The organism is Brevibacterium permense (assembly GCF_013280495.1).
GTDB lineage: Bacteria > Actinomycetota > Actinomycetes > Actinomycetales > Brevibacteriaceae > Brevibacterium > Brevibacterium permense.
In genome coordinates this window covers 292588-318436 of sequence record NZ_JABSSX010000004.1, presented here as the reverse complement: position 1 = coordinate 318436, position 25849 = coordinate 292588, and the positions used below count along the sequence as shown (strand labels likewise).

23 protein-coding genes are annotated in these 25849 nt (G+C 65.4%); 15 read left to right on the top strand and 8 right to left on the bottom strand.

The features are described from left to right. Positions 1-12: 12 nt before the first annotated feature. Positions 13-1386 carry an FAD-binding oxidoreductase gene (locus HK353_RS08470; protein WP_173155140.1) on the bottom strand — a complete coding sequence of 458 codons (1374 nt, stop codon included), beginning with the start codon at positions 1384-1386 and terminating at the stop codon, positions 13-15. Positions 1387-1545: 159 nt separating this feature from the next. Here HK353_RS08470 and HK353_RS08465 point away from each other — a divergent pair, with 159 nt between their 5' ends. The 5 genes from HK353_RS08465 to HK353_RS08445 all read left to right on the top strand — a co-directional run bounded on the left by HK353_RS08465 (position 1546) and on the right by HK353_RS08445 (position 6357). After that, the gene (locus HK353_RS08465) at positions 1546-3336 is read left to right on the top strand and encodes a bifunctional 3'-5' exonuclease/DNA polymerase (RefSeq protein WP_173155138.1); all 1791 of its coding nucleotides are present in this window, start codon (positions 1546-1548) and stop codon (positions 3334-3336) included. A gap of 162 nt (positions 3337-3498) precedes the next feature. Then, positions 3499-4578: an NAD(P)-dependent alcohol dehydrogenase gene (locus HK353_RS08460; RefSeq protein WP_173155136.1), complete on the top strand. Its 1080-nt coding sequence runs from the start codon at positions 3499-3501 to the stop codon at positions 4576-4578. Positions 4579-4734: 156 nt separating this feature from the next. After that, a complete protein-coding gene (locus tag HK353_RS08455) occupies positions 4735-5202 on the top strand; it encodes a VanZ family protein (protein WP_245395868.1) in 468 nt (155 codons plus the stop codon). Between the two features lie 80 nt (positions 5203-5282). Then, a complete protein-coding gene (locus HK353_RS08450) occupies positions 5283-5756 on the top strand; it encodes a VanZ family protein (RefSeq protein WP_173155134.1) in 474 nt (157 codons plus the stop codon). Positions 5757-5940: 184 nt separating this feature from the next. Beyond that, positions 5941-6357, top strand: coding sequence for a VOC family protein (locus tag HK353_RS08445; protein WP_173155246.1), 417 nt, complete (start codon positions 5941-5943; stop codon positions 6355-6357). 66 nt (positions 6358-6423) lie between these two features. On the opposite strand, the gene HK353_RS08440 is transcribed toward HK353_RS08445, so the two are convergent. The 3 genes from HK353_RS08440 to HK353_RS08430 are packed head-to-tail and all read right to left on the bottom strand — an operon-like array spanning position 6424 to position 8474. Further along, a complete protein-coding gene (locus tag HK353_RS08440) occupies positions 6424-6582 on the bottom strand; it encodes a DUF1905 domain-containing protein (protein WP_173155132.1) in 159 nt (52 codons plus the stop codon). Positions 6583-6627: 45 nt separating this feature from the next. Continuing rightward, complete coding sequence (locus HK353_RS08435; RefSeq protein WP_173155130.1) at positions 6628-7599, bottom strand: methyltransferase family protein; 972 nt, start codon at positions 7597-7599, stop codon at positions 6628-6630. Next, a complete protein-coding gene (locus tag HK353_RS08430; protein WP_173155128.1) occupies positions 7596-8474 on the bottom strand; it encodes a PhzF family phenazine biosynthesis protein in 879 nt (292 codons plus the stop codon). Before HK353_RS08430 ends, HK353_RS08435 begins: the two co-directional genes overlap by 4 nt. 202 nt (positions 8475-8676) lie before the next feature. Here HK353_RS08430 and HK353_RS08425 point away from each other — a divergent pair, with 202 nt between their 5' ends. From HK353_RS08425 to HK353_RS08410, 4 genes are all read left to right on the top strand, one after another. Next, on the top strand, positions 8677-9783 hold the full coding sequence (locus HK353_RS08425) for a Gfo/Idh/MocA family protein (protein WP_245395867.1): 1107 nt from the start codon (positions 8677-8679) through the stop codon (positions 9781-9783). Positions 9784-9856: 73 nt separating this feature from the next. Then, positions 9857-10606 carry a M50 family metallopeptidase gene (locus tag HK353_RS08420; RefSeq protein ID WP_173155126.1) on the top strand — a complete coding sequence of 250 codons (750 nt, stop codon included), beginning with the start codon at positions 9857-9859 and terminating at the stop codon, positions 10604-10606. A gap of 151 nt (positions 10607-10757) precedes the next feature. Further along, positions 10758-11435 (top strand): HAD family hydrolase, encoded by a 678-nt coding sequence (locus HK353_RS08415; RefSeq protein ID WP_173155124.1) that lies wholly within the window; start codon positions 10758-10760, stop codon positions 11433-11435. A gap of 325 nt (positions 11436-11760) precedes the next feature. Next, positions 11761-13974, top strand: a complete 2214-nt coding sequence (locus tag HK353_RS08410) for an HNH endonuclease signature motif containing protein (protein ID WP_173155122.1) — start codon at positions 11761-11763, stop codon at positions 13972-13974. A gap of 132 nt (positions 13975-14106) precedes the next feature. Here the strand turns inward: HK353_RS08410 and HK353_RS08405 are convergent, their stop codons facing one another. Beyond that, a complete protein-coding gene (locus HK353_RS08405; protein WP_173155120.1) occupies positions 14107-15717 on the bottom strand; it encodes a nucleobase:cation symporter-2 family protein in 1611 nt (536 codons plus the stop codon). Positions 15718-16164: 447 nt separating this feature from the next. Between HK353_RS08405 and HK353_RS08400 the strand changes: the two genes are divergently transcribed. Next, positions 16165-17745 carry an 8-oxoguanine deaminase gene (locus HK353_RS08400; protein WP_173155118.1) on the top strand — a complete coding sequence of 527 codons (1581 nt, stop codon included), beginning with the start codon at positions 16165-16167 and terminating at the stop codon, positions 17743-17745. Between the two features lie 77 nt (positions 17746-17822). Here HK353_RS08400 and HK353_RS08395 read toward each other — a convergent pair whose 3' ends face one another. After that, complete coding sequence (locus HK353_RS08395) at positions 17823-18308, bottom strand: hypothetical protein (RefSeq protein ID WP_173155116.1); 486 nt, start codon at positions 18306-18308, stop codon at positions 17823-17825. 145 nt (positions 18309-18453) lie between these two features. On the opposite strand from HK353_RS08395, the gene HK353_RS08390 reads away from it, so the two are divergent. Further along, positions 18454-18921 carry a DUF2871 domain-containing protein gene (locus tag HK353_RS08390; protein ID WP_173155114.1) on the top strand — a complete coding sequence of 156 codons (468 nt, stop codon included), beginning with the start codon at positions 18454-18456 and terminating at the stop codon, positions 18919-18921. A 70-nt stretch (positions 18922-18991) separates the two neighbouring features. Here HK353_RS08390 and HK353_RS08385 read toward each other — a convergent pair whose 3' ends face one another. Together HK353_RS08385 and HK353_RS17460 are read right to left on the bottom strand one after the other, a co-directional pair. Next, positions 18992-19801 carry a MerR family transcriptional regulator gene (locus tag HK353_RS08385; RefSeq protein ID WP_173155112.1) on the bottom strand — a complete coding sequence of 270 codons (810 nt, stop codon included), beginning with the start codon at positions 19799-19801 and terminating at the stop codon, positions 18992-18994. Positions 19802-19876: 75 nt separating this feature from the next. Then, positions 19877-20539 carry a FadR/GntR family transcriptional regulator gene (locus HK353_RS17460; RefSeq protein ID WP_342589856.1) on the bottom strand — a complete coding sequence of 221 codons (663 nt, stop codon included), beginning with the start codon at positions 20537-20539 and terminating at the stop codon, positions 19877-19879. A gap of 272 nt (positions 20540-20811) precedes the next feature. Between HK353_RS17460 and eat the strand changes: the two genes are divergently transcribed. The 4 genes from eat to HK353_RS08360 are packed head-to-tail and all read left to right on the top strand — an operon-like array spanning position 20812 to position 25829. Then, the gene (eat, locus tag HK353_RS08375) at positions 20812-22248 is read left to right on the top strand and encodes an ethanolamine permease (RefSeq protein WP_173155110.1); all 1437 of its coding nucleotides are present in this window, start codon (positions 20812-20814) and stop codon (positions 22246-22248) included. 47 nt (positions 22249-22295) lie between these two features. Then, positions 22296-23714, top strand: a complete 1419-nt coding sequence (locus tag HK353_RS17035) for a glutamine synthetase family protein (protein ID WP_173155108.1) — start codon at positions 22296-22298, stop codon at positions 23712-23714. Continuing rightward, positions 23695-24465, top strand: a complete 771-nt coding sequence (locus HK353_RS17030) for a gamma-glutamyl-gamma-aminobutyrate hydrolase family protein (protein WP_173155106.1) — start codon at positions 23695-23697, stop codon at positions 24463-24465. Before HK353_RS17035 ends, HK353_RS17030 begins: the two co-directional genes overlap by 20 nt. Then, positions 24462-25829 carry an aldehyde dehydrogenase family protein gene (locus tag HK353_RS08360; RefSeq protein WP_173155104.1) on the top strand — a complete coding sequence of 456 codons (1368 nt, stop codon included), beginning with the start codon at positions 24462-24464 and terminating at the stop codon, positions 25827-25829. The genes HK353_RS17030 and HK353_RS08360 overlap by 4 nt, the downstream gene beginning before the upstream one ends. Positions 25830-25849: the final 20 nt, after the last annotated feature.

Genomic DNA, 25849 nt, shown 5'->3' with positions numbered 1-25849 from the left:
ACGGTCGGAGCCTCAGACGAGTCCGGTGTAGACCGATCCCGGGTTGAAGATGTTGTCCGGATCGAGGGCCTGTTTGATCCGGTGGTTGAGCTCCATGACGTCCTCGCCGAGGTAGGGCGCGAGCCACGGTGCCTTGAGTCGGCCGACGCCGTGCTCACCGGTGATCGTCCCGCCCAGCCCTGTGGCCAGATCCATGACCTCGCCGTAGGCGATCTGCGCGCGCTTCTGCTGTTCCTCATCCTTGGGATCGAGGACGAGCAGCGGGTGCGTGTTGCCGTCGCCGGCGTGCGCGATGACGGCGATCGTCACGCCGCGGTCGGCCGCGATCTTCTCAATGCCGAGGACCAGATCGCCGAGCTTCGGCAGTGGAACGCCGACATCCTCGAGCAGCAGAGCACCCTTCTTCTCCACGGCCGGGATCGCGATCCGGCGGGCCGTGACGAAGGCTTCGCCCTCATCGGGGTCGGCAGTGAGATAGCACTCGGCGGCGTCGTTGCTGTTGCAGATCTCCTCGATGATCGTCGCCTGCACAGTGCAGTGCTCGCCGGGCTCGTCGGACTGGATGACGAGCATGCCCTCGGCCTCACGGTCGAGACCCATCTTCAGCTCATCCTCGACGGCGTTGATCGACGGCTTGTCCATGAACTCGAGCATCGAGGGGCGCATGGCCTTCGCGATCTCGAGCACGGCGTTCGTGGCATCGGCGAGCTTCGGGAACATCGCGACGACGGTCGTCGGGGGCAGCTGGGCGGGAATGAGCCGCAGGGTCACCTCGGTGATCACGCCCAAGGTCCCCTCCGAGCCGACGAACAGCTTCGTCAGCGGCAGACCGGCGACGTCCTTGAGCCGCGGCCCGCCGAGTTCCACGGCCCGACCGTCGGCGAGGACGACGGTCATTCCGAGCACATAGTCCGTGGTCACGCCGTATTTGACGCAGCACAAGCCGCCGGCGTTCGTGGCGATGTTGCCGCCGATGGAGCAGAACTCGAAGGACGAGGGGTCCGGCGGATACCACAGGCCGTGTTCGGCCGCGGCGGCCTTGACCTCGGCGTTGAAGGCGCCCGGCTGGACCGTGGCCATGCGGGTGACGGGATCGATGCTGATCTCGCGCATCTTGTCCAGGGACAGCACGATTCCGCCGGCGACCGCGGAGCTGCCGCCCGACAGACCGGATCCGGCGCCGCGGGGCACGATCGGGACCTTCGCCTCGGCGGCGATGCGGACCACCGTCTGGACCTCCTCGGTGGAGGTGGCGCGGACCACGGCGGCAGGCACCCCGGCGTCGGGGTCGTGCGCACGGTCCCACCGGTAGGCGTCCATCGAATCGGGATCGGTGATGACGGCCGTGGCCGGCAGAGCGGAGATGAGGGAGGAGACAACGTCCATGTTGCGTCTGACCTTTCGAGCGGAGTTCGGCACCCGGAATTCGCTCACGACGTTACCAGGATCACGTTCGCCGCAGGCGGTCAGGGTCAGGGTGCGGACAGGCGAGCGGGAGATCGTCTGAGCGGCTGTCCGAGCGAGCCTGCGGCGTAGGCTGGATCCATGACCTCCGCCCCCGTTCAGCGGCCCACCGCCTGCGTGCTCGGAACCGTGCCCGGAACCGGGTTCGAGGGGCAGCGGATCGGGATCGTCGACCTTGACAGCGCAGGTCGGGAGATCGGTCGGATCGACCTCGCCGAGGCGGACCTGCCCGATTTCGTCCGTGACCGTGAGGACGGGGCCGGGGTAGATCCGAGCGAGCCGGGCGGGGCCCGCCCTCGCTGGGTCCTCAGCGATACCGCGAAATGGTGCCCGCCGCTGTTGGCCGCCCGGGCGAGTCTTGAGCGCTGCCACGATCTGCGCTTGGCTCATGCGATCCTCGCCCGCTCCGAGCTCGTCACCGCACCGGAGGCGGTGCGCACAGCCTCTGAATGGGACGCCGCGCCCGCCGACGCTGCCGCACCCGAACAGGCGGCCGCTCTCTTCGACGTCGATGCCGGGCGAGGATTCATCCCACAGGTTCCGCACGATCTCGAGTCGGCCCTGGCTGAACATGCCCGGCAGACCGCGGCGATCGAGACCGCGAGCGATCCGGGACGCCTGAGGCTGCTGCTGGCCGCGGAATCGGCGGGAGGACTCGTCGCCGCAGAGATGCGTGCGGCGGGGGTGCCCTGGGACGAAGCCGAACACGATCGGATACTGACCGAACTGCTCGGTCCCCGGCCGATCCGCGACGGGAAGCCTCAGAAGATGCTGTCCAAGGCCGAGGAAGTCCGCGCGGCCCTCGAGGATCCGCGGGTCAACCTCGATTCGCCGAACCGGCTGCTCGCGTCGCTGCGCAATGCCGGCATCAATGTCGCCTCGACCTCGAAATGGGAGCTGCAGAGGAGTGAACATCCGGCGATCGCGCCCCTGCTCGAGTACAAGAAGATGGCGCGGCTGCTGAGTGCCAACGGGTGGCATTGGCTCGATGAATGGGTCGATGAAGGCCGCTACCGTCCGGTCTATGTGCCCGGCGGAGTCGTCACCGGACGGTGGGCGGCCAGCGGGGGAGGGGCCCTGCAGATCCCGCGGCAGCTGCGTCCGGCCCTGCGTGCCGACGAGGGATGGCGGCTCGTCTCCGCCGATGTCGCCCAGCTCGAACCCCGTGCGCTCGCCGCCATGTCCGGAGACCGGGCGATGGCCGCGGCCGGATTCGGCCGCGATCTCTACTCCGGGCTCGTCGACGCCGGCGTCGTGGCCACCCGGCAAGAGGCGAAGATCGCGGTGCTCGGGGCGATGTACGGGTCGACGACCGGGGAGGCCGGAGCCCTGGTGCCGCGTCTGCGGCAGAACTTCCCCGCCGCCATGCACCTCGTCGATTCCGCCGCCGAGGCGGGACGACAGGGAGGAGTCGTGTCCACCTGGTTGGGGCGGACCTCCCCACCTCCTGGCGAAGGGTGGCAGAGACTGCAGAGGGCCGCGAACCGCTTCGATGCCACCGGTGCCGATGAGCAGAGGGCCCGGCGGGCCGCCGGTGACCAGGGACGATTCACCCGCAATTTCGTCGTTCAGGGCACCGCGGCCGAATGGGCGCTGGCCTGGCTGGCTGACCTGCGGCTGCGCCTGGCGCGGCTGCCGGAGATCGAGGACACATCTGAGGCGGCCGCCTCGGGACCGGTGTTCTCCCGCCGTGCTCACCTCGTGTTCTTCCTCCACGATGAGGTCATCGTCCATGCCCCGACCGAGCAGGCCGAGGCGGCGGCGGAGGCGATCAGGGCGGCGGCCGCCTCGGCGGGTCGACTGATGTTCGGAGCTGCCCCCGTCGATTTCCCCCTCGATCTGAGCATCGGTGAGCGGGCGATCAAGGACTGAGCCGTTCGATGGGGCCGAACGAGGGACTGAGCGGGACGATGGCACCGAATAAGGGACTGAGCGGATTCACGAAGAATAAGTCCATGTGCATGGAATAGACTGCGAGCCGCAAGCGCTGGACGATGTGGCCCAGCAACGGATACGCAAGTCCAAGGAGATCACATGAGCATCAGCGTCAAGGCACTGCAGAAGACGGGAGCGGATCAGCCGTTCCGCGTGGCCTCGATCGAACGCCGGGACCCCCGACCCGATGACGTCGTCATCGACATCAGGGCCGCAGGCATCTGCCACAGCGACATCCACACCATCCGCAACGAATGGGGCGAGGCGCACTTCCCGCTCACCGTCGGCCACGAGATCGCCGGCGTCGTCGAGGCAGTCGGTTCCGATGTCACTGATTGGAAGGTCGGCGACCGCGTGGGCGTGGGCTGCATGGTGAACTCTTGCGGCGAATGCGAGGAATGCCGGGCCGGTCAGGAGCAGAACTGCCTGAACGGCAGCGTCGGCACGTACAACGCCGAAGACGTCGACGGCACGATCACCCAGGGCGGATACGCGCAGAAGGTCGTCGTCAACGAACGCTTCGTCTGCCGAATCCCCGATGCGCTCGACTTCGACGTCGCCGCCCCGCTGCTGTGCGCGGGCATCACCACCTATGCACCGCTGAACCGCTGGGGTGCCGCTGAGTTGAAGAACGGCGCTCCCAAGCAGGTCGCCGTGCTCGGACTCGGTGGACTCGGCCACATGGGTGTCCAGATAGCCGCGGCCATGGGCTCGCAGGTCACCGTGCTCTCGCGCACGCTGAAGAAGGAAGCCGCGGCGCTGGAACTCGGTGCGAAGCGGATGCTCGCCACCACCGACGAGAACTTCTTCTCCGACCACGCCGGCGAGTTCGACCTCATCCTCAACACCATCAGCGCCGACATCCCCGTCAACCGTTACCTGGGGCTGCTCAAGCCGCGCGGGGTTATGGCCGTCGTCGGCCTCCCGCCGGAGAAGCAGGAGTTCTCCTTCGGCGCCGTCATCGGCGGTGCCAAGGCGATCGCCGGATCGAACATCGGCGGCATCGCCGAGACCCAGGAGATGCTCGACTTCTGCGCCGAACACGGCATCGCCGCGAAGATCGAGACGATCCCCGTCACCGAGGCGGACGCCGCCTACGACCGAGTCGTGGCCGGAGACGTGCAGTTCCGCGTCGTCATCGACACCGCGAGCTTCGATGACGTCGAGGCAATCGCCTGATTCAGCTCGTCCGATTCTGCTTGTCTGAATCCCGGGCGTGAGACCGCAATGGTCGGGGTGATTCCCGCAATCGATGCGGGAATCCCTCGACCCTCATGCCGCAGACGGGCACAATGAGACCGGGCCGAGCGACTGGAGGCCGAGGACAGGGGAACGATGACGGGCACGAGGCGACAGCTGCGGACGGTGCCCCTGGCGCTGCTCATCCTCTACACGGTCTTCATCGGCCTCGTCACGCTCACGCCGAATCAGCTGGACACGGGCCCCGGGTCGTTCATCGCAGGACTGCTCGAGTTCCTCGCCTCCCACCGGGTGAGCGCATGGATCAGCTTTGACATCCTCGAGAAGCTCGCGAACGTCGGAATGTTCATTCCCTTCGGCCTGCTTGTGGCCCTCCAGTGCGGCCGCAGCCGCTGGTGGGTCGGCTGGGTCGCAGGCATCGCGTTCACCTGCCTCATCGAGGGAACTCAGGCGACCCTGCTCTCACCCACGCGCTTCGCCACGATCAGTGATCTCGTCACGAACAGCCTCGGTGCCGGCATCGGATCGGTGGTCGGACTCATCGTCATGAAGATCTGGCCACCGAGGATGGACAGAGTCCCCGTCGACCATGAGGTTCGGTGAGAGTGGCTGAGGTCCGGTGTGAGCCGGTTCATATCCGCATCTGAGGATGTGCCCAGGAATCGGTCGTAAGTTGGTCGGTGATGACCGATCGTGATCAGCGCACAGTCGGTGCGCCGCTGGCCCTTCTCGTCCTCTACACACTCTTCATCGCCGCCATCACGCTGACCCCGCAGCAGATGGGCACCGGCCCGGACACTCTCATCGGGCACGCACTCGACCTCTTCGCCGCTCACCGGGAAACCGCCTGGCTGACCTATGAACGGGTCGAGAAGCTCGGCAATGTGGCGATGTTCATTCCCTTCGGCTTCCTCGCGGCCCTGCACTTCGGACGGCGACGCTGGTGGCTCGGATTCCTCTTCGGGGCGGGTTTCAGCGCCGCCATTGAGATCTTCCAGGGCACCGTGCTCACTCAGTCCCGCTTCGCCACGCTCAGCGACCTCGTCACGAACACTCTCGGCGCCGGCATCGGCGCGCTCCTCGGCCTGTGCTGCCTGGCCGCATGGCCGAAGGGGCCGTCGAGGCGGGAATCCGAAAAGGAACTCGCGCCGGTGTAGGTCCGATCAGGTCAGTCCGGGGCCCCGGTCTCCCGGCCCTCAGCCGTCCTCGGCTTCTTCGAGGGCCGCGATGCACCGGCCGAGCGCCTCGGTGACCATCGTCCGACAGGGGCGTCGGCCGCGAGGCGGCGAGCTGCCGTGAGATGAGGAGGACGCCATGAACACGTCAATGAGCACAGAGAAGATGGGCACAGAATCGGCCACCACGGAATCGACCGGTGCTGGAACCGTCGCACGAGCGACCGGTCCGGACTTCATCGCCTTGCAGGTCCGAGACGTGGAGGCGGCCGCACAGTTCTACGAATCGCGGCTCGGCCTCACCCGTGCCCCGGCTGCTCCTCCCGGAGCGGTCGTCTTCACGACTTCGCCGATCCCCTTCGCCGTGCGCGAACCGCTGCCCGGCGTCGACCTCGACTCCGGCGACCGTCCGGGAAACGGGATGGCGCTGTGGCTGAGGTGCGATGATGCGCAGGCGCTGCATGATTCCCTCGCCGAGGCGGGGGTGGAGATCCTCCGGGCGCCCGCTCCCAGCCCCTTCGGGCTGACCTTCGCCTTCGCGGATCTCGACGGCTATGCGGTGACCCTGCACGACGCAGGGTGATCAGCCGAGCGAGTCGACGATCTTCCTGATCCGGCGATCGCGGGTCTCACCGCCGGCGACACCGATCTACTCCCGGTGTTCCTTGGCGAGCGGGAGCAGGTACTTCCCACCCATCACCGCGTTCGTCGAGGGATAGGAATAGCCTTCGATCGTGACGATGTCCTCGGGAACTTCGATGCCGACGTTGTTGCCGAGTTCCAGGAGTTCAGTGGTGAACGTGACCATGCAGCCTCCTCGGTGAGTGGATGGTCTTGACCGAGCGTAGGCCGATCAGTCCTCGTCGACAAGGTCGGGCGACGATCCGGCGGTCGAGAAGGTCGGCCACCAGCAGCGGACCCGCTTGGCATAGTCGCGGTATTCGTCGCCGAAGCGTTCGATCAGGTCGGTCTCCTCGTGGGGGAGGATGAGCCAGTTCCACAGCAGGGAGCCGATGAGCGCATACACGACGACGAGCCACGAGCCGATGAGCAGACCCATCGCCATGCCTTGGACGACGCCGGCGATGGCCATCGGATTGCGGACGAAGGCGTAGGGGCCGCGGGCGACGAGGTGGTGGGCCATCTGCGAGGGCAGCGGGGTGCCGGAGCCGAAGTTCGCGATCGCTCGGGCCGACCACACGCCGATGACGCTGGAGACGGCGAGCAGGGCGAAGCCGACGACGACCAGGAGGATCGGGAACTTGTAGGAGAGGTTCCAGCGGTCTTCGAAGGCATTGATGATGACCGGGATGATTATGAGGAAGACGCCCCAGAACACGACGATCTGGATGGTGGTGTGCATCAGCAGGCGGGATCGGATGCGGGTGTGCGAACTGTGGAACGCGAAGGGTCCGACCAGGAGCTTCTCGGACGGGATGCGGCCGACGATCATGAGCACACCGGCAAGGAGGCTGCCGATTGCGGCAAGGATCATGAGGACGGCGCCGAGTCCCGCCTCGGTGGTGGCGGTTGCGTAGATGACCATGCCCAGCGCCACGAGCACGGTCCACCCGGTGGCGATCCACACCGCCCAGCGGAAGTTGAGTGCGGCCAGGGCAGAACCGATGACGAACAGCGGAATGTCGACGATCGCGATGAGCAGCGGGTCGATGCTGCCGAGAGTCGCGTCCGCCACCCCGGGAATCATCGCGGTGCCCAGCCACCATGCCGCTCCGGCGAGGGCCTGGAGGGCGAAGTACATGCGGCCGTGGAAGATGCGCAGACGTTTCTTCGGTTTGTTCACTTCGGTGAGATGTCGATTCATGTGTGCACCGTCCCGCGGATGCAGATGTATGTGTCTCCGCCGACCCAGATCTCGTCGTCCTCGGCGCTGATGGAGATGACTCCGGAGCGGCCGAGCGCGGTTCCCTGGGTCGCGGTGTAGCTGTTCGGGGCCAGGTTCTCACCGATGAGCCATTGGGCGACGGAGGCGTTGAGGCTGCCGGTCACCGGATCCTCGGCGACGCCGACTCCCGGCACGAAGGCGCGGATCTCGTACTCGTGGTCTGCCCCCTCTGGGTGGGCGCCGAGGACGCCGAGCTTCGCATCGGGGATCGCCGAGAAGTCGGGCGTCAGCGCGAGCACCTGGTCGGCGCTGGACAGTCGCACGGCCGCCCAGCCGGGGCCGTTGTCGGCCCACTGGTGTCCGAGGATCTCGGAGCGATCGACGCCGAGGGCGGCCGCGATCTGGTCGACGTACGCGTCGTCGAGCGGTCCTGAGCGCAGGCGATCGGGCGCGGCGAAGGCGAGGGTTTCGGAGGATCCTGTCGCTGGGTCGGTCGGGCCGCCTCGGCGAGGGGATCTGCGGATGTCGACGAGACCGGCACCGCACTCCTGGACGATGCGGTCCGCGTGCTTCGGGGCGCCGCCGGCGTCGAGCCAGGCCGCGGCCGAACCGAGCGTGGGGTGGCCGGCGAAGGGCAGCTCTCGGTGCGGGGTGAAGATGCGCAGACGGTAGTCGGCTGCGGGGTCGTCGGGCGGGAGGATGAAGGTGGTCTCGGACAGGTTCGTCCAGTTCGCGATGCGGGCCATCTGCTCCTCATCGAGGCCATCGGCGTCGACGATGACCGCGACGGGGTTGCCGTGGAAGGGCACGGCAGAGAAGACATCGACCTGGGCGAATCGGCGGTGCTGTGACAATGACACTCCTTCGCGAGTTGCGGACCACGCTGCGAGCGGGGGATTGCGCGGGCGCTTCTCACAGTGTAAAGGCCCAGGCCGGAGCGCCGGTGGATTGGCCCCCGGCGGCGCGGGGGTGTCAGTGGCGGAGGGCGGCGGTTCGGTCGACTCGGTGCGGATGGATGCGGTCGACTCGGTGCGACCGGTGATTGCATAATGAGGCATGCACTCAGGTGACACTGCGCGGGGACGAGGTCCTCGCATCGGAATGCTCGGCGGCGGGTTCATGGGCCGCGTCCACAGTCGAGCCGCACGGTCGGCCGGAGCCGTGCTCGACTCGGTCGCATCGTCGCGGCCGGAGAGATCGGCACAAGCGGCGACCCAGCTCGGTTTCGAGAATTCGACTGCGCCCGACGAACTGCTCGGCCGCACCTTCGACGCAATCCACATCTGCACTCCTAATGACGTCCACGCGGCACAGTCCCTGCAAGCGCTGGACGCGGGATCGAACATCATCTGCGAGAAGCCCTTGGCCACTGATTCGACGGCCGCGCATGCCGTGCTGGCCCGCGCCGACGAGTCGGGACTGCGCGGGACCGTTCCATTCGTCTACCGCTACCACCCGATGGTGCGTGAAGCCCGCGCCCGATTCCGCGAGGGTCAGGCCGGGACTCTGCTGACCGTTGACGCCGGATACCTCCAGGACTGGCTGCTCGGCTCCGGCGACGAGAACTGGCGGGTCGACTCCGAACGCGGCGGCCCTTCGCGGGCATTCGCCGATATCGGCTCCCACCTCGTCGATCTCATCGAGTTCATCGTCGATGACCGGATAGCGTCCCTGGTGGCGACCACGAGAACAGTTCACCCTCGCCGAGGCGGCACCGCGGTGACCACGGAGGACACGGTGGCTGTGACGATCGAGTTCTCCGGTGGTGCCATCGGTTCACTGCTGGTGTCCCAATTGGCTCCCGGACGCAAGAACGGACTGACCGTGGAGATCGCCGGCACCGAGGCGAGCATGCGCTTCGAGCAGGAGCGGCCCGAACAGCTGTGGTTCGGCGAGCGAGCCGACAGCCGCCTCCTCGTCCGCGATCCCGATTCCCTGTCCGCCGATGCCGCGCGCCTGTGTATGGTCCCGGCCGGCCATCCGCAGGGATACCAGGATGCGTTCAATGGCTTCGTCGCCGACTCCTATGCCTACTTCGCCGGCGAGCGACCGGAGGGGCTGCCGACTCTGGGAGACGGGGTGCGAGCCGTGCTCGTGACGGAGGCCGTGCTGCGGTCGGTACACGAACGTTCTTGGGTCGATGTCGAGTCGCTGGCCGTCTAGGCACCGCGACCTTCCGAATCGCTGAGGAGGTCCTGAGGATCCCGCTCAGGAGCGGTTCGTACACTGGGCCGCTATGGACTTCAAGCAGGCAACGGCGACGTGGTGGGATGCCATCACCTCGGGCTTCGGGCGGCAGGACGGGCTCGAGCTCGACGTCCTCGGACTCGTGCTCGTCATCGGGATCCCGCTGGTCGTGACGCTGACTCCGGGGATCTGGAGGTTCTTCGGACTGTTCGTGACCTTCATCCACGAGCTCGGCCACGCATTCGCCGCCCTGATGACGGGGCGCGTGGTCAAAGGGATCTCGCTGAACTTCGATCATTCGGGGCAGATGAACTCCTTCGGCCGAGTCGGCTTCTCAGCCACATGGGCGGGTTTTTGGGGATATCCGGCACCGGGCGTGCTCGGACTCGTTCTGGCCACCTCGGCGGTCTTCGGTTGGGCCCCCTTGGCACTGTCAGTGGGCGCGCTGATCCTGTTGGTCGCGCTCATCTTCATCCGGAACTTCGCGGGCGCGGTCATCGCCGTGATCACGGCGATTGCGGCCCAGCTCGTCGTCGTGTTCCTGCCGTTGGAGTGGATCTCGGTCTTCGTCGCCGCACTCGGCACGGCGCTGACGATCGGGTCGCTCAAGGACCTCGTAAAGGTCATCCGCGTCCATACGCGCCGGCGCCACGTGCAGCAGTCCGATGCCTATATCCTCGCGCAGGGCTCGGCCTTGCCCGCCGGTGCCTGGCTGACGCTGTTTGCGCTGGTCATCATCGTCTGCGCGCTCGCCACCGCACGGGTGCTGTATACGGCGGTGTCGTTCGGCGCGGTGTGATCGGGGCTCTCTCAGTTTCCTGAGCTGGAACAGCAGGGGAGGTGGCGGTCGGCACAGTGCGACAGCGGTTGTATCGGGTCCGCGAGATCCAGGGACGAGCCGGCGTGGCTGCCCGTGATTGCGCGTCAGTGCCGGGTGGCAGAATCGGAGTATGGCCCCACTTCCGAAATTCTCCGCCGTCCTCTTCGATTGTGACGGAGTCCTCGTCGACTCCGAAAGCATCACGAACGGCGTGCTCCACCAGATGCTGCAGGAGCTCGGCTGGCAGCTGAGCGCCGAGGAATGCATTGCGCGATTCGTCGGCAAGATGCTCCGCGACGAGGCTGATGTCATCGAGGAGCACACCGGATTCCGCATCGACGAGCAGTGGATGCTGGAGTTCCGGCGGCGCCGCAATGCCCAGCTCGAGGCATCCCTCCAAGCGATTCCGGGAGTCGTCGATGCCGTTCACCGCATCGCCGAGGTCTACTCGGGCAGGATCGCCTGCGCTTCGGGAGCGGATCGTCCCAAAATCGAATTGCAGCTGCGAAAGATCGGTCTGTTCGATGCCTTCGACGGTCGGATCTTCTCCGGCATGGAGCAGCCCAATTCGAAGCCTGCACCCGACGTCTATTTGGCAGCAGCCGAATCTCTGCAGATCGGCCCCGCCGAGGCGGCCGTGATCGAAGATTCCCCCACCGGCGTGATCGCCGGTGCTGCGGCCGGATCCCATGTGCTCGGGTTCTGCCCGGATTCTCCGGTTCATCAGAGCGCGGAAACGCTGCTGGCTGCAGGTGCGGCCGAGACCTTCAGCGCGATGGATCAGCTGCCTGGCCTGCTGACTGAATAGGAGCCTGGATCTGATTGAGCAGATGACTGAACGGCCGAATAGCGAGGTCAGTGGCGAGCGAAATCGGTAGGTGCCTGTCCGGCTGACTGTTCCGACAACGGAGGGCGGTGCCGGTGTTCGCCGTCCCGGGGCAATGCGATCCAGGGCGCCTCGTGTGCCGAGTGCCTGTACCTCGACTGGAACGAAAATATATCATCAAAATACAACAAACGGCATTGAAACTTATGGAGATTCTCTTTGTAATCGAGTTGTGATATTCATTTCTTCTCTCTGAGAGTAAAATAGAGTCATGGCATTCACATCGACGTGAAAGGCGGCGAGACCGATGAAGGATCCTCAGGATCCGGGCAACAGCGGTCTCGAGCGTGCCTCGACTGAATCAGCCTCCGGTTCGCCCGCGACATCGGCGGACCCCTCTTCTTCGCCACAGGTTCCTCTGATCGGCCCCGACTCGCCCCGTCGTCTCGACGTCGACCCCGATTCGCCGATGGCCGTGGTCGTCAGTCTGGCTCATTTGAGCACGGGAGTTCGTCTCGCCGAATTCCAGGCCGTCGCGGGTCTGTTTCTGACTGATGTCATTGAGAAGCTCCGTTACGCCGAGGGCGACAAGATCTACTATCATGCAACGTTCACCGAGACAGCTGGCCGCTTCATCACGGCACGTGACGGACTGCTGCCCAAGGAGGACGACTTCGTGGACCCGTGGACATCCACCGGCTTCGTTCTCGAAGACCGCGAAGTCGTCGAGTCTGATGACGCTGCTTCCTCCACCGGCACTGCCACCGAGGACGGCGCAACCGAGGAGAGCATCGTCGAACAGCCACTTGCTCCGCCGGCAGCCCCGCTTCCGAACTTTCCCAAGTTCGGACTGCACAAATCCTTCAACAGCTGGGTCCATGACCTTGCAGCTCGCGAAGAGATCGCCGAATTGACTACGGTCCTCGGCTCGTCAAGCGACGGTGCCTACAACGAGATCACGAACGCCGTCACACTGGCGTTCGGCCTGCCGAAGTTCCTGCAGCGCTGCCTCGCCGGTGAGTTCACGATCGAACACGTGCTTGCCGCGACCCGTGCCGTCAAAGACGTCGCCTTCGAGTATCTGCCTCGCCTCGATGCCTACCTGGGCGACCGTCGTGCCGATATCACCCTCGAGACTTTCAAGAAGTCGCTCAATCTCAAGATCGCGGCAATCGTGCCTGTCGACGACCGGGCCGAGCTGGCCAAGAAGCGTCGCCGGGTTGACATCATGAACTACCCCGACGGCACCGCCTCGGTGACCCTGTCCGGACCCGCCGTGGAACTCAACGCCTTCTACCTGCGCATCGAGGCCTTCGCCCGAGCGATCCGCAACGGCAACATCTCGGCACTCACCGAAGTTAGCACCGCCGGCCTCGAGGTTGCCGACCAGGACAGCATCGCCGCCCTCATGTTCGACATCGCCACTCGGGCGACCCCGCAGATGAGCATCGCCGTAACGACGCACGACACCTCGACCGGTGAGACCACCACCAACGAGATCGCTCTCGAAGCCGCCGACGGCTCGGACTCCTCGGCCGCCGACGAATCGGACCCTACGGCTCCGATCACGGCAGCCGCGGTCGATCGTGCAGTGCAGGAGGCGCAGACTGAAGCGGAAGCGGCCGCCAGCACCGGCGTCAACGTGAAGACCACCATCAAGCTCGTCATGCCCACCCACGGACAGTGGGTGCGGGAACAGGCGAAGATGATGGTGACGGTTCCGTATCTCACCGCAGTGGGAAAGTCGGAACTACCGGGAACGTTCTCGGACGGCACTCCTGTGCCGCCCGACGCGGCGCGGGCTCTCGCAGGTGAGAGCCCCACTTGGCACCGGATTCTCACCGATCCCGCCACCGGGACACCGATCGATGCCCGGTCACGCAGCTACCACATTCCGGGAGACGTGCGCGCGCCCTTGGTTGGCAAATGGCAGTCCTGCACTGCTCCGGGGTGCACCCGGCGAGCGGAGACCTCGGAAGTCGATCACATCATCCCTTTCGACCATGCCGATCCAGCCCGAGGCGGTCAGACGATCTTCGAGAACCTCCATCCGCTGTGCAAACCCGACCACCAGGCGAAGACCGACCGCAGATTCTCGGTCCGAATGACCGAGGAAGGGGCGGTGGAGTACGCCTTCACCCGCGGAGTCATCGCAACCATGTATCCACCGGACAACCCGATCAATGCCGAGCACGCTCGACAGTTGGAGAACTATGACCAACTGCCGAATCTGCTCGACCGGCAGAATCCCGTCGACGCGGAGCAGCTTCGCGACCTCGGAAATCTGGGCCCAGCCGGACGACTCGACAATGCGGATGCATTTCGCCCTCCAGAACCAGAGGGCCATACCCCAACAGGGGGCTCCGAACCAGCAGCCTCCGAGCCAAGGGACTCCGAACCAAGCTCCAGTGAACGAGGGGACAAGTGTGCCCCTACGGCTGGCACCAAGCCCGTCTCGAACGTCGGCCGGGAGCCGCCGTGGAACGACTATTGGGACTCCGGAGATCCGCCCCCGTTCTGATCACCCGCCCGTTCTGACGACCAGCCCGAACCGACAGCGGGCCCGAAATCGCAAGAGGCCCCGGACGCGCGCCTTCGCAGACGGCGGCCGGTGCCAGTTCGGTGTATCCGGGTCCAGCTGGCGTATCTGGCCTCAGTTACCGTCCTCGGCGATGAGGCGGCGGACGTCTTCCTGGGTGCGAACCTCACCCTTCTGGGCGGCGTCGACGACCTTCTCGTGCTGCTCCTCGGTGACGACCGGAACCTCTTCACCGTTGCAATCGACGATCTTGCCGTCCTTGACGGTATCGCCTTCATAGAGGATGGCTTCGTTGTCGATGAGTCGCTGCAGCTCTTCCTTGCGGATGACTCGTCCGGTGCCGGCCACGAAGACCGACCGGTCGGAGCGGTCCTTCGTCTTCACGCCGATGTGGTTGAAGACGAGGTTGAGCAGCACCGCCATGAGAGTGGCCGAGGAGATGCCCGAATGGAGGATGATGCCGACCCAATTCGGGAAGGCATTGTAGAAGTCGGGCTGGACGACCGGGATGATGCCGAAGGCCAGCGAAACCGCCACGATGATCATATTGAGGTTGCCCTCGTACTCGACTTTCGACAGCGTGCGGATGCCCGACGCGGCGACCGTGCCGAACAGCACGATGCCCGCGCCGCCGAGAACCGGAGTCGGCACTGCGGCAATCAACCCGCCCATCACCGGCAGCAGACCGAGCACCACGAGGATCGCACCGCCGGCAGTGACGACGAAGCGCGACTTCACTCCCGTGATAGCGACCAGACCGACGTTCTGCGCAAAAGCCGACTGCGTGAAGGAGTTGAAGATCGGCGAGACCGCCGACGACAGCATGTCAGCGCGCAGACCCGAAGCGATGCGCTTGGAGTCGACCTTCGTATCGACGATCTCTCCGACGGCGATGATGTCCGCAGTCGTCTCGGCGAAGGTGACGATGATGACGATGAACATCGAGATGATCGCCGCTGCCGAGAATGTCGGCATACCGAAGGCGAACGGCTCGGGGAACGCGAAGATGCCGCGATCGAGCACATGGGAGAAATCGGCCCAGCCGAAGATGAGGCAGCCGATGGTGCCGATGATGATGGCCAGCAGAATCGACAGCTGGGAGATCATCGCGACGGGAATCCGGCTGAGGATGAGCACGATCGCCAGGGTGACCACGGCGATGAGGATGTTGCGCGCGCTGCCGTAATCGGCAGCCTCGGCGTCCCCGCCCATGGCCCAGCCTGCGGCTACGGGCATAAGTGACAGACCGATCGTGGTGATGACTGTTCCGGTGACCACCGGCGGGAAGAACTTCACGATGAGTGCGAACGCCGGAGCGACGATCAGACCGATCACCGAGGCGACCAGCACCGATCCGAAGACCGCAGGCAGACCGTCGCCGCCGGCCAGAATGGACGTCATCGTGGCGACGCCGGCGAACGAAACGCCCTGGACCAGCGGCAGCTGCGAGCCGAAGAACGGCACACCGACCGACTGCAGAATCGTGGCGAGACCACCGACGAACAGACAGGAGGCGATGAGGAGGCTGATGCCGTTGCCGTCGAGACCGGCGGCATTGCCGATGATGAGAGGAACGGCGATGATTCCGCCGTACATGGTGAGCACGTGCTGCAGACCGTATGCGAACGAGCTGCCGACTGAAAGCCGTTCGTCCTCCGGACGGGCCGGCTTGCTCGCGACCGCGGACTTGCGGTCGTTGCTGGGTGACTGATGGGATACCGACATCTATCTCTCCATTGAGTGCGTCCTCGGGCGAAGACCTCACTGTGACTGACCGACCTCAGTGGCCGGTGCAGCGTGCGAGGACATCAGATCGACCGAGGGATCGGTTGCAGGATTCCGTTATGCGAAAGGAAACTTCCTGATCGCAAAACTCTAAAGGAGTACCATTTTCGCCGCAAGCCATTTTAGTGACCCGCGGCACATGTTAGAGTTCACGGCAGTCGTGTACTCATCCCTCGACAATCTACTGAACGTTCGCTCAATTCGATGGTTTTGGATCATCGTACCGTCTCGCCGACCAGTGGGTACAGTCGGGGATCCCGGATGGGATACCGACCGGCGGAGCAGCAGACGCCGGAAAACCTGAGCTGGTGGCGTCAGCCCCAGTTCTGTCGCTACTGACCAATAGTGCGCGCTCGACGCGCACGGTTCAAGAGTGAAGGCGACGCGATGATCGACAGCAACGAAACCGGCACACCGTCAGCAGGGAGCTTCTCGACACCGGGAAGCCTTGCGGCAACAGCAAGCACACTGACTACGGGAGACCGTGCATCGAGGAACTCCCAACTGCCGGGTAACTCCCCGCTGCCGGGGAACCCTCCGGCTTCCGGGGACACATCGACAGCGCGACTGTGGCTACGCGATCCGCTGGCCGTCCACCTCGGTGCCGGCGTCGATCCGAACCGGGCGGCGCGGGGAATCGTCATTGACCCGGCCACGGGAACTATCGTGGAACTCGTTCCCGCTGGGGGCGAACCCACCTCATCCGGGGCCGGCGGAACCGTCGGTGACACGGCTGCCCTCGAGGCCATCGACGCCTCAGCGCATGTCATCACTCCCGGGCTGATCAATACGCATCATCACTTCTACCAGACGCTGACCCGTGCATGGGCGCCCGTCGCCGACCTGCCGCTGTTCGGGTGGCTGCAGAACCTCTACCCGGTCTGGGCCAGGCTGACCCCGCGCGCGCTCGAACTCGCGACGACGGTGGCGATGGCCGAGCTCCTCGAATCCGGATGCACGACCGCCGCCGACCACCACTACCTGTTCCCCACCGGCATGGACGAGGCCATCGACATCCAGGTCGACGTCGTCCGGAGACTCGGCATGCGCGCCATGCTCACCCGCGGGTCGATGTCCCTGGGCGAGGACGACGGAGGACTGCCCCCGCAGCAGACCGTCCAGGACTCGCAGGTCATCCTCGATGACTCCCGCCGCCTCGTCGAGACCTATCACCAGCGGGGCCCAGGCGCCCAGATTCAGATCGGCTTCGCCCCGTGCTCTCCGTTCTCCGTGACCACCGAGCTCATGCGCGAGTCCGCCGCGCTCGCCGCGGAACTCGATGTCCGTCTCCACACCCACCTGGCCGAGACCATCGACGAAGAGGACTTCTGTCGCGAGACCTTCGGCTTGCGCACCGTCGATTACCTCGAGTCCGTCGGCTGGCTGGGGGAGCGGACCTGGTTGGCGCACGGTGTGCACTTCGACGATTCGGAGATCGACCGCCTCGGCGCGGCCGGGGTCTCCATCGCACACTGCCCGACCTCGAACATGCGGCTGGCCTCGGGCATCGCCCGTGCCATCGAACTCGAGGACGCCGGAGTCAACGTCGGGCTCGGCGTCGACGGCTCCGCGTCGAACGACGCCTCGAACCTCATCCGTGAGGTCCGGCAGGCCCTCTACATCCAACGATTGCGCTACGGCGCCGAGGCGGTTACCTGCGACCGCGTCCTCGACTGGGCGACCAAGGGATCGGCGGCGGCACTCGGCCGCGACGATCTCGGCACCATCGAGGTCGGCAAACAGGCCGATCTCGCGATGTTCCGCCTCGACGGTCTGGCCTTCTCCGGATCGCACGACCCGATCCCCGCGCTCGTCCTCTGCGGTGCGGAGAAGGCCGATCACATGATGGTCGGCGGTCAGTGGCGGGTCGTCGACGGCCACGCCATCGGCGCGGACGGGCTCGCGCTCGACAAGGAAGCGCTCATCGCCGCACATCAGGAGGAGGCGCGCCGCCTCGTTGCGGGGTGAGGACTGGGGCGGCGGTCGCCTCGGCGATCCTGAATCGGGGCCGGCCGGGCCTCGGGCACAGATAGGCAGTCGGCCGCTCAGTCCTCGGGCTTGCGGAACACCTCGCGCAGGTGGTCGCCGGTGAGGAAGTCGCCGACGCCGATCATGACCAGGCTGAACACGATCTGCTCGGTGATCATCCAGACCGGGTAGAGGCCGGGGATCGCGGCCATGACGAGGGTGATGACGGGGAAGATCTGCGTGAACAGGCGCAGGCGCTGATATCCCCAGTAGAAGCCCTTCGTTGCGCGCCAGAAGAAGTAGAAGAGGGTCACGGTCATGCCGAGGACGACGATCGTGCGCATCCACACGGCGAACGGCACCGGTTCGCCGGCCCTGGCGATGAGCACCGCGTAGACCACGGCTCCGAAGCCGAGCACGAGCTCGAACACGAGCAGCCAGGTGATCCACGCGAAGGCGCGTTTCGTCTTCGGGTGCTCGAGGCCGTCCGACGGCACGATGATGCCGGCCTTCTTGCCGCCGGCGAGGCGGTCGATCTTCGCGAGCAAGTTCTCCATGGCCATGCCTCCAGGCTAGCGGGATCACGAGCTCCGGAACCGATTTTCGGGGCTTCAGAACCCTGTGTGATGGAACATCAATCGAAAGTTGGGGATGGAGTTCAATCCTGTGGGTCAGGAAACCGCGCCCGCGTGCTGATGAAGTGGAAGCATGAAGAAGATATTCAATGCAGCTTTCACGTACATGATCATCGGCGTCCTCTCGGGACTGTTCTACCGCGAGTTCACCAAGGCCAACGACTTCCCCTCCGGTGAGTTCACACAGCTCGGCCTCGTCCACACCCACCTGCTCACGCTCGGCTTCATCGTCCTCCTCATCGTCCTCGCCCTCGACAAGGTGTTCGGACTCTCCGGCACGAAGCTGTTCTCGTGGTTCTTCTGGCTCTACAACGTCGGCGTGATCCTCACCGCGTCAATGATGGTCTGGCACGGCTGGTTCACCGTCCTCGGCGAAGAGTCGAACGCCATGATCGCCGGAATCGCCGGCCTCGGCCACATCGCCCTGTCCGTCAGCCTCGTCCTGTTCTTCCTCGCCCTGCGCAAGAAGGTCGTGACAGGCAAGGCTGTAGCCGATAAGGCTGAGGCCGGTGCCGCGGAGGCGACTTCGCTGTCGCGCTGACCGGGACACCGTCGCCGAGGCGGTTCGCCTTGAACGAGGGAATGGAACCCTGCGCCCTCGGGCGTCGCCGTCACGGGATGATCGTCTGCTGGAGCTCGACGATCCATCCAGCTTGGCCGGAAGTGTCTGCGGTGTCGTCATCTGTTTCGAGGTAGACCTCGCGGCACGGTCCGGTCAGGGAATACCCCTGACTGATGCACCACTTGGAAAGGTGCTGAGAGCTGGCGCCGATGCGGCTCATCGACCCCTCGTGGATGAGAGTTGCCGCAGTGCACGCCTCCAGCTCTGTGACCTGCAGATTCGCAAGATCCTGAGCTGCTTCCGTGCGATACCCGCAGGTGACCTCGGTCCCGTGTCCGGCATCGGAGTAGATGCCGACGCCGGCTGCGTGTCGGATCCCCGCCTCAGCGAGACGGTCGGCAACGGTGCCGAACAGCGGTCCGATCTCAGAAGTGTCGAACGGCGGCTCGCCGAGAACGACCGTCTGTCCGAGTACCCTCTCTGCAGGCAGTTCTTTGATGATGCAGTCCGGATGGTTCATAGCAGTCCCTTCGATGAGTGCCAGCCGTAATTCGACTTCGGCCAGCTTCGCGGCTGCACCCGACTGCTCGGCTCGCAGTTGATGACGACGCAGATTGAGCATGCCGGTCAGTTCGGTCGTGCTGAGGTCGGCGTCAATCAGTTCGGCGATCTTCCGCAGCGAGATCCCCAGCGCGTTGAGCGCCATGATTCTGTTGAGCCGCGGCAGCTGCGCCACCGTATAGCTGCGGTGTCCGGAGAACGGGTCGACCGAATCCGGAGCCAACAGACCCATCGACTCATAGTGGCGGAGCATGCGCACCGACAGCTGCCCCAGCTGCGCGAATTCACCGATCCTCATGTGCGATCCTCGTTGTCGTCATCGACAGTCCACCACCTGACACGGTGTCAGCTTCAAGAGCGCTCGCCGCTGGTCTCACCTCTGTTCGAGGAATCCGCGCAGCAGCTTCTCAGTGCCTTCCGCATGCTGTGCGGCGAGATCGGCGGCACGATCAGGGTCAGAGGTGAGTATGGCGTCGACGATCTCTCGGTGCTGATCGCAGGAGTGTTCGACGTTCGTATGGATGAAGGGGATCCGGTCGAGCAGAGCGTTGACCCGATCGCGAGTGGCCGCCGAGGCGGAGATGAGTGATGGCATGTGCGTGAGTTCGGCGATCATGAGGTGGAATCTGGCATCGAGCACGCGGAACTGTTCGGCGGAGGCGAACACCGTACGACAATCCGTCTCCGCTGCCGTCAGGGCAGCAACCTCGTTCGGGGAGAGGTCTTGCTCGGCGACGATGCGGGCCGCAGCTGTCTCGAGAACCAAGCGAAACCGGACGGCATCATCGAGCTCGCCGGGGTCGATCCGCTCATCGGTGTCGGCGGACGGCAGTCGGGTCACAAAGGTGCCGCCGTAGCGACCGCGACGGGACGTGACGATGCCCGCAGTCTGAAGCTCGATGAGCGCCTGCCGCAGGGTCGCCCGCGAGACCCGGATCTGGGCGGCGAGTTCGCGCTCGGCCGGCAGCTTGTCGCCGACGAGGTACTTGCCGAGACGAATCGCGCGCAGCAGCTCCGCAATCGTATGTTCGAACACATTTCCGCCGCGCGCATGCTGACCTCCCGGGCGGGGTGGGCTGACCGCGGGCCTTGGGCTGCCCGGCTCTTCTGCTCCGTCCACGTCTGCCTCCTCTCCTGGTCTCGCAGCTCAACTCATCTTCGTCGATTCTTCCACTCTCGCGGAAAATCCTTGACAGCCATCTGTGAGCCAGATTACATTCGTCTTAGTCTAATGGTCTGGTAACGATCCATTGGATGACTGTTCGACCACGACTAGATCGAGACTCACCAGAACCCCGAGGGGCAGCCATGAGCAAGAACATCGAATACGGCAATGTCGATGAGCACTACCTCGAGAAGCGACAGCTGAAGAAGGGCGCGGCCGGCTGGATCCTCCTCGCAGGACTCGGCGTCGCCTACGTCATCTCCGGAGACTTCTCCGGCTGGAACCTCGGGTTGGCCGAAGGCGGCTGGGGCGGCCTGCTCATCGCCTTCCTCCTCATGGGACTCATGTACGTGTGCATGGTCTTCGGCCTCGCCGAACTCTCCTCCACTCTGCCGACTGCCGGCGCAGGCTACGGCTTCGCCCGCCGAGCGCTCGGCCCGTTGGGCGGATTCGCCACCGGCATGGCGATCCTCATCGAGTACACGATGGCTCCGGCCGCGATCTCGACCTTCATCGCCGGCTACGTCCAGGCGCTCGGCATTCTGCCCGAATCGGTGCCTACCTGGACGATCTATCTCGTCGCCTACGCGGTCTTCATCGGAATCCACCTATGGGGAGTCGGTGAGGCCCTGCGACTGATGTTCGTCATCACCGCTGTCGCGGTCATCGCCCTCATCGTCTTCGTGGTCGCCGCGGTCGGCCACTTCGATGCGAGCAATCTCTTCGACATCGAGCCCACCGGCGCCCTCGGGTCATCGGCATTCATGCCGATGGGCGTCTCCGGCCTGCTCGCCTCGCTCGTCTTCGGTATCTGGTTCTTCCTCGCCGTCGAAGGCGTCCCGCTGGCCGCCGAGGAATCGGCGAACCCGAAGAAGGACATGCCGCGCGGCATCATCACGGCAATGGCCGTGCTCGTCGTCTTCGGCGCCCTCATGCTCCTCCTCGTCCCCGGACTCGCAGGCGCCTCGGCGATGGGGGAATCGGACAATCCGCTGCCCGAAGCCCTGCGCACGATCTACGGCGAGAACTCCGTCCTTGCGACCTTCGTCAACTGGGCCGGGCTGGCGGGACTCATCGCGAGCTTCTTCTCGATCATCTTCGCCTACTCTCGTCAGCTCTTCGCCCTTTCGCGCGCCGGCTACCTGCCCAAATGGCTGTCCCTGACGGGCAAACGCAAGACCCCGGTCCTCGCCCTCATCGTTCCCGGCACCATCGGCTTCATCCTCGCGATCGCCGTCGACGGCAACGGCGGAGTCCTCCTCAACGTCGCGGTCTTCGGTGCCACGGTCTCCTACGTCCTGCTCAACCTCTCCCACATCCGCCTGCGCGTCAAAGAACCCGATCTGCCCCGCGGATACCGCACCCCCGGTGGCGTCGTCACCACCTCCATCGCCCTCGTACTCGCTTCGGTGGCCGTCATCGCCACCTTCTTCGTCGACATCCTCGCCGCCGGCATCGCCGCCGGAGTCTTCCTCATCGCGCTCGCTTACTTCTGGTTCTACTCCCGCCACCACCTCGTCGCGAGCGCCCCGGAAGAGGAGTTCGCACAGATCGAGGCCGCCGAGAAGGGCCTCAAGTAGCCCGCACGACCCACCTTCAACCACCCCGCACAGCAAAGGAACGCCGCATGACCGAGATTCCGGTACCCACCTCGCCCACCTCGGCGCAGAGGACCTCCCGAGGGTCGATCCAGGCCGAACCGCTTACCGTCGACGAACTCCGCCGATTCGCCGCCGAGGGCACGATCGACACCGTGGTCGTTGCCATCACCGATCACATGGGTCGCCTGCAGGGCAAGAGGCTCGGCGTCCAGTTCTTCCTCGAAGACGTCATGGACCACGGCTCCGAATGCTGCAACTACCTGCTCGCCGTCGACGTCGACATGGACACCGTCGACGGCTACGAGGTCTCCTCCTGGGAGACCGGATACGGCGACATGGTGATGAAGCCCGACCTTGCGACCCTGCGGCTCCTGCCCTGGCAGCCGGGCAGTGCGATGGTCAACTGCGACCTCCTGACGACCACCGGCGCCGAGGTGGCGCCCTCCCCACGTCAGATCCTCAAGCGCCAGCTCGCCCGCCTTGCCGACCATGGGCTGAGCGCTCATGTCGGCACCGAACTGGAGTTCATCACCTTCGACTCGAGCTACGAAGAAGCCTTCGCCTCGAAGTACACCGAAGTTACGCCCTCGAACCAGTACAACGTCGACTACTCCCTCCTCGGCACCGCCCGAGTCGAACCTCTGCTGCGCGATATCCGCAATTCTATGGCTGGGGCCGGGCTCTTCGTCGAAGGGGCCAAGGGCGAATGCAACTTCGGCCAACACGAGATCACGTTCCGCTACCAGCCCGCCCTCAAGGCGTGCGACGACCACGCGGTGTACAAGAACGGGGCGAAGGAGATCGCCGCCCAGCACGGGAAATCGATCACTTTCATGGCCAAATACGACCAGAAGGAGGGTTCCTCGTGCCATATCCACCTGAGCTTCCGCTCGGCTGAGGGCGATATGGTCATGGCCGGAGGCCGCGAGCATGGGTTCTCGACCCTCATGGAGCAGTTCATCGCCGGTCAGCTCGCCTGCATCGAGGACTTCACGTACTTCTTCGCCCCGAACATCAACTCGTACAAACGCTTCGTCGAAGGTTCGTTCGCACCGACCGCGGTCGCCTGGGGCTTCGACAACCGCACCTGCGCCTTCCGCGTCGTCGGCTCGGGACCCTCCCTGCGCGTGGAATGCCGAGTCGGCGGGGCCGATCTCAACCCGTACCTCGCCACCGCGGCTCTCATCGCGGCGGGTCTCCACGGGATCGAGAAAGGCCTCGAACTGCCCGCGATCACGGAAGGCAACGCCTACACCGCAGGTGCCTCTCGACTGCCCACCACCCTCCAGGGTGCCCGCGACCGGTTGGAGGGATCGCAGATCGCCGAGGACGCGTTCGGCGATTACGTCGTCCGCCACTACGTCCACGCGGCCGACATCGAACTCGAGGCATACAACGCGACTGTCACCGACTGGGAGAGGCTCCGTGGCTTCGAACGCCTCTGACCCCGTCATCGGCATCAGCTGCTACATGCAGCAGGCCCAGTGGGGAGTCTGGGATACCGAGGCGGCTCTCATCCCGGGCGACTATGTGCGCATGGTCGCCGCCTCCGGGGCGATCCCCGTGCTGCTGCCGCCCCACGGACAGGCTCCTGCGGCCCTCGACCGTGTCGACGGCCTGCTGTTGGCCGGAGGAGCCGACGTCGGATCGTCCGAATACGGTCAAGATCCGCACGAGACGACCGTGTCTCACCCGTTCCGCGACTCGGGCGAGATGATGCTCCTGGCGTCCGCGCGGCGGCGCCGCCTGCCTGTGCTCGGCATCTGCCGCGGGATGCAGGTCATCAACGTCGCCGCCGGAGGCACCTTGATCCAGCATCTGCCCGAGTCGCTCGGACATTCCGACTATCAGCCGGCCCCCGGCGTCTACGGCGAGGTCACGGTGACCACGGAAGCAGGGTCACGGGCCAGGGAGATCCTCGGCGAGGCGACCACTGCGCCCTGCTATCACCATCAGGGGATCGACCGCCTCGGCGCCGGTCTGCGTGCGACCGGCCGCAGTCCCGAGGGACTCGTCGAGATCATCGAACCGGACCCGGCCGCGGATCAGACAGGAGATCCGGCTGACGGGGGATGGCTCTTCGCTGTCCAATGGCATCCCGAACACGACCCCGATGACGACCGAGTCGTCTGTGCCCTCGTTCAAGCGGCACGACGACACGCGACAGACAGAGGAACAAGGAGAGCACCGAAGTGAGCACCTACACGGTCATCAACCCGGCGACGGAAGAGCCGATCGCCGACGTCGAACTCGCCGACCTCGAACAGACGGACCGGGCGATCGAGAAGGCGGCGCGGGCCTTCGAATCCTGGCGCGCCGTCGCCCCCGCCGATCGCGCCCGGCTCCTGCGGCGCTTCGCCGACAAGGTCGACGCGGCCAACGAAGAGCTCGCCCAGCTCGAGGTCGCCAACGCCGGACATACGATCGGGAACGCCCGATGGGAAGCTGGCAACGTCCGCGACGTCCTCGAATACTACGCGGCGGTGCCGGAGAGGCTCTTCGGTCGGCAGATCCCCGTCGACGGGGGAGTGAACATCACCTTCGCCGAACCTCTCGGCGTTGTCGGCGTCATCGTCCCCTGGAACTTCCCGATGCCGATCGCCGGGTGGGGCTTCGCCCCTGCCCTGGCAGCCGGGAACACCGTGGTCCTCAAACCCGCCGAGATCACGCCGCTGACCACGATCCGCATCGGCGAGCTCGCCCTCGAAGCGGGCTTGCCCGAGGGCGTTCTGCAGATCATCCCCGGCAAGGGATCCGTCGTCGGGGAGCGCTTCGTCACCCACCCGGCCGTACGCAAGGTCGTCTTCACCGGATCCACCGAGGTGGGCAAGAGGATCATGGCCGGCTGTGCAGCGCAGGTGAAGAACCTCACTCTCGAACTCGGCGGGAAGAACGCGAACATCGTCTTCGACGACGCCGATGTCGCGGCCGCCGCGGCCGCTGCCCCCGGAGGCGTCTTCGACAACTCCGGCCAGGATTGCTGCTCCCGGTCCCGGCTGCTCGTCCAGCGCGGGATCTACGACTACTTCATGGCCGCACTCGAATCCTCCGTCGGGTCCTTCGCCTGTGCGGATCCGAGCCGCGAGGACACGGACATGGGTCCGTTGGTCACTGCAGCTCACCGAGAGAAGGTCGCCGGCTATGTGGCTGCCGCCGAGGTGGCCTTCACCGGCTCTGCACCCGAAGGCCCGGGCTTCTGGTTTCCGCCGACAGTGCTCACCCCGCCCGACACAGCGACGGCCGACTTCCGCGAGGAGATCTTCGGCCCCGTTCTCTCTGTCGTCCCCTTCGATACCGAAGCGGATGCCCTGCGCATCGCCAACGACACCGAATACGGACTCTCCGGCTCAATCTGGACGAACGATCTCGACCGGGCGATGCGGGTCTCCCGCGGAGTCGAGGCCGGCAACCTGTCGGTGAACTCGCACTCCTCGGTCCGCTACTCGACCCCGTTCGGCGGATTCAAGCAGTCCGGACTCGGCCGCGAACTCGGCCCCGACGCCGTGTCCGCATTCACCGAGGTCAAGAACGTCTTCTTCGCGACCCGGCCAGCGCTCTGACCCATCCACCTGCCACCTCA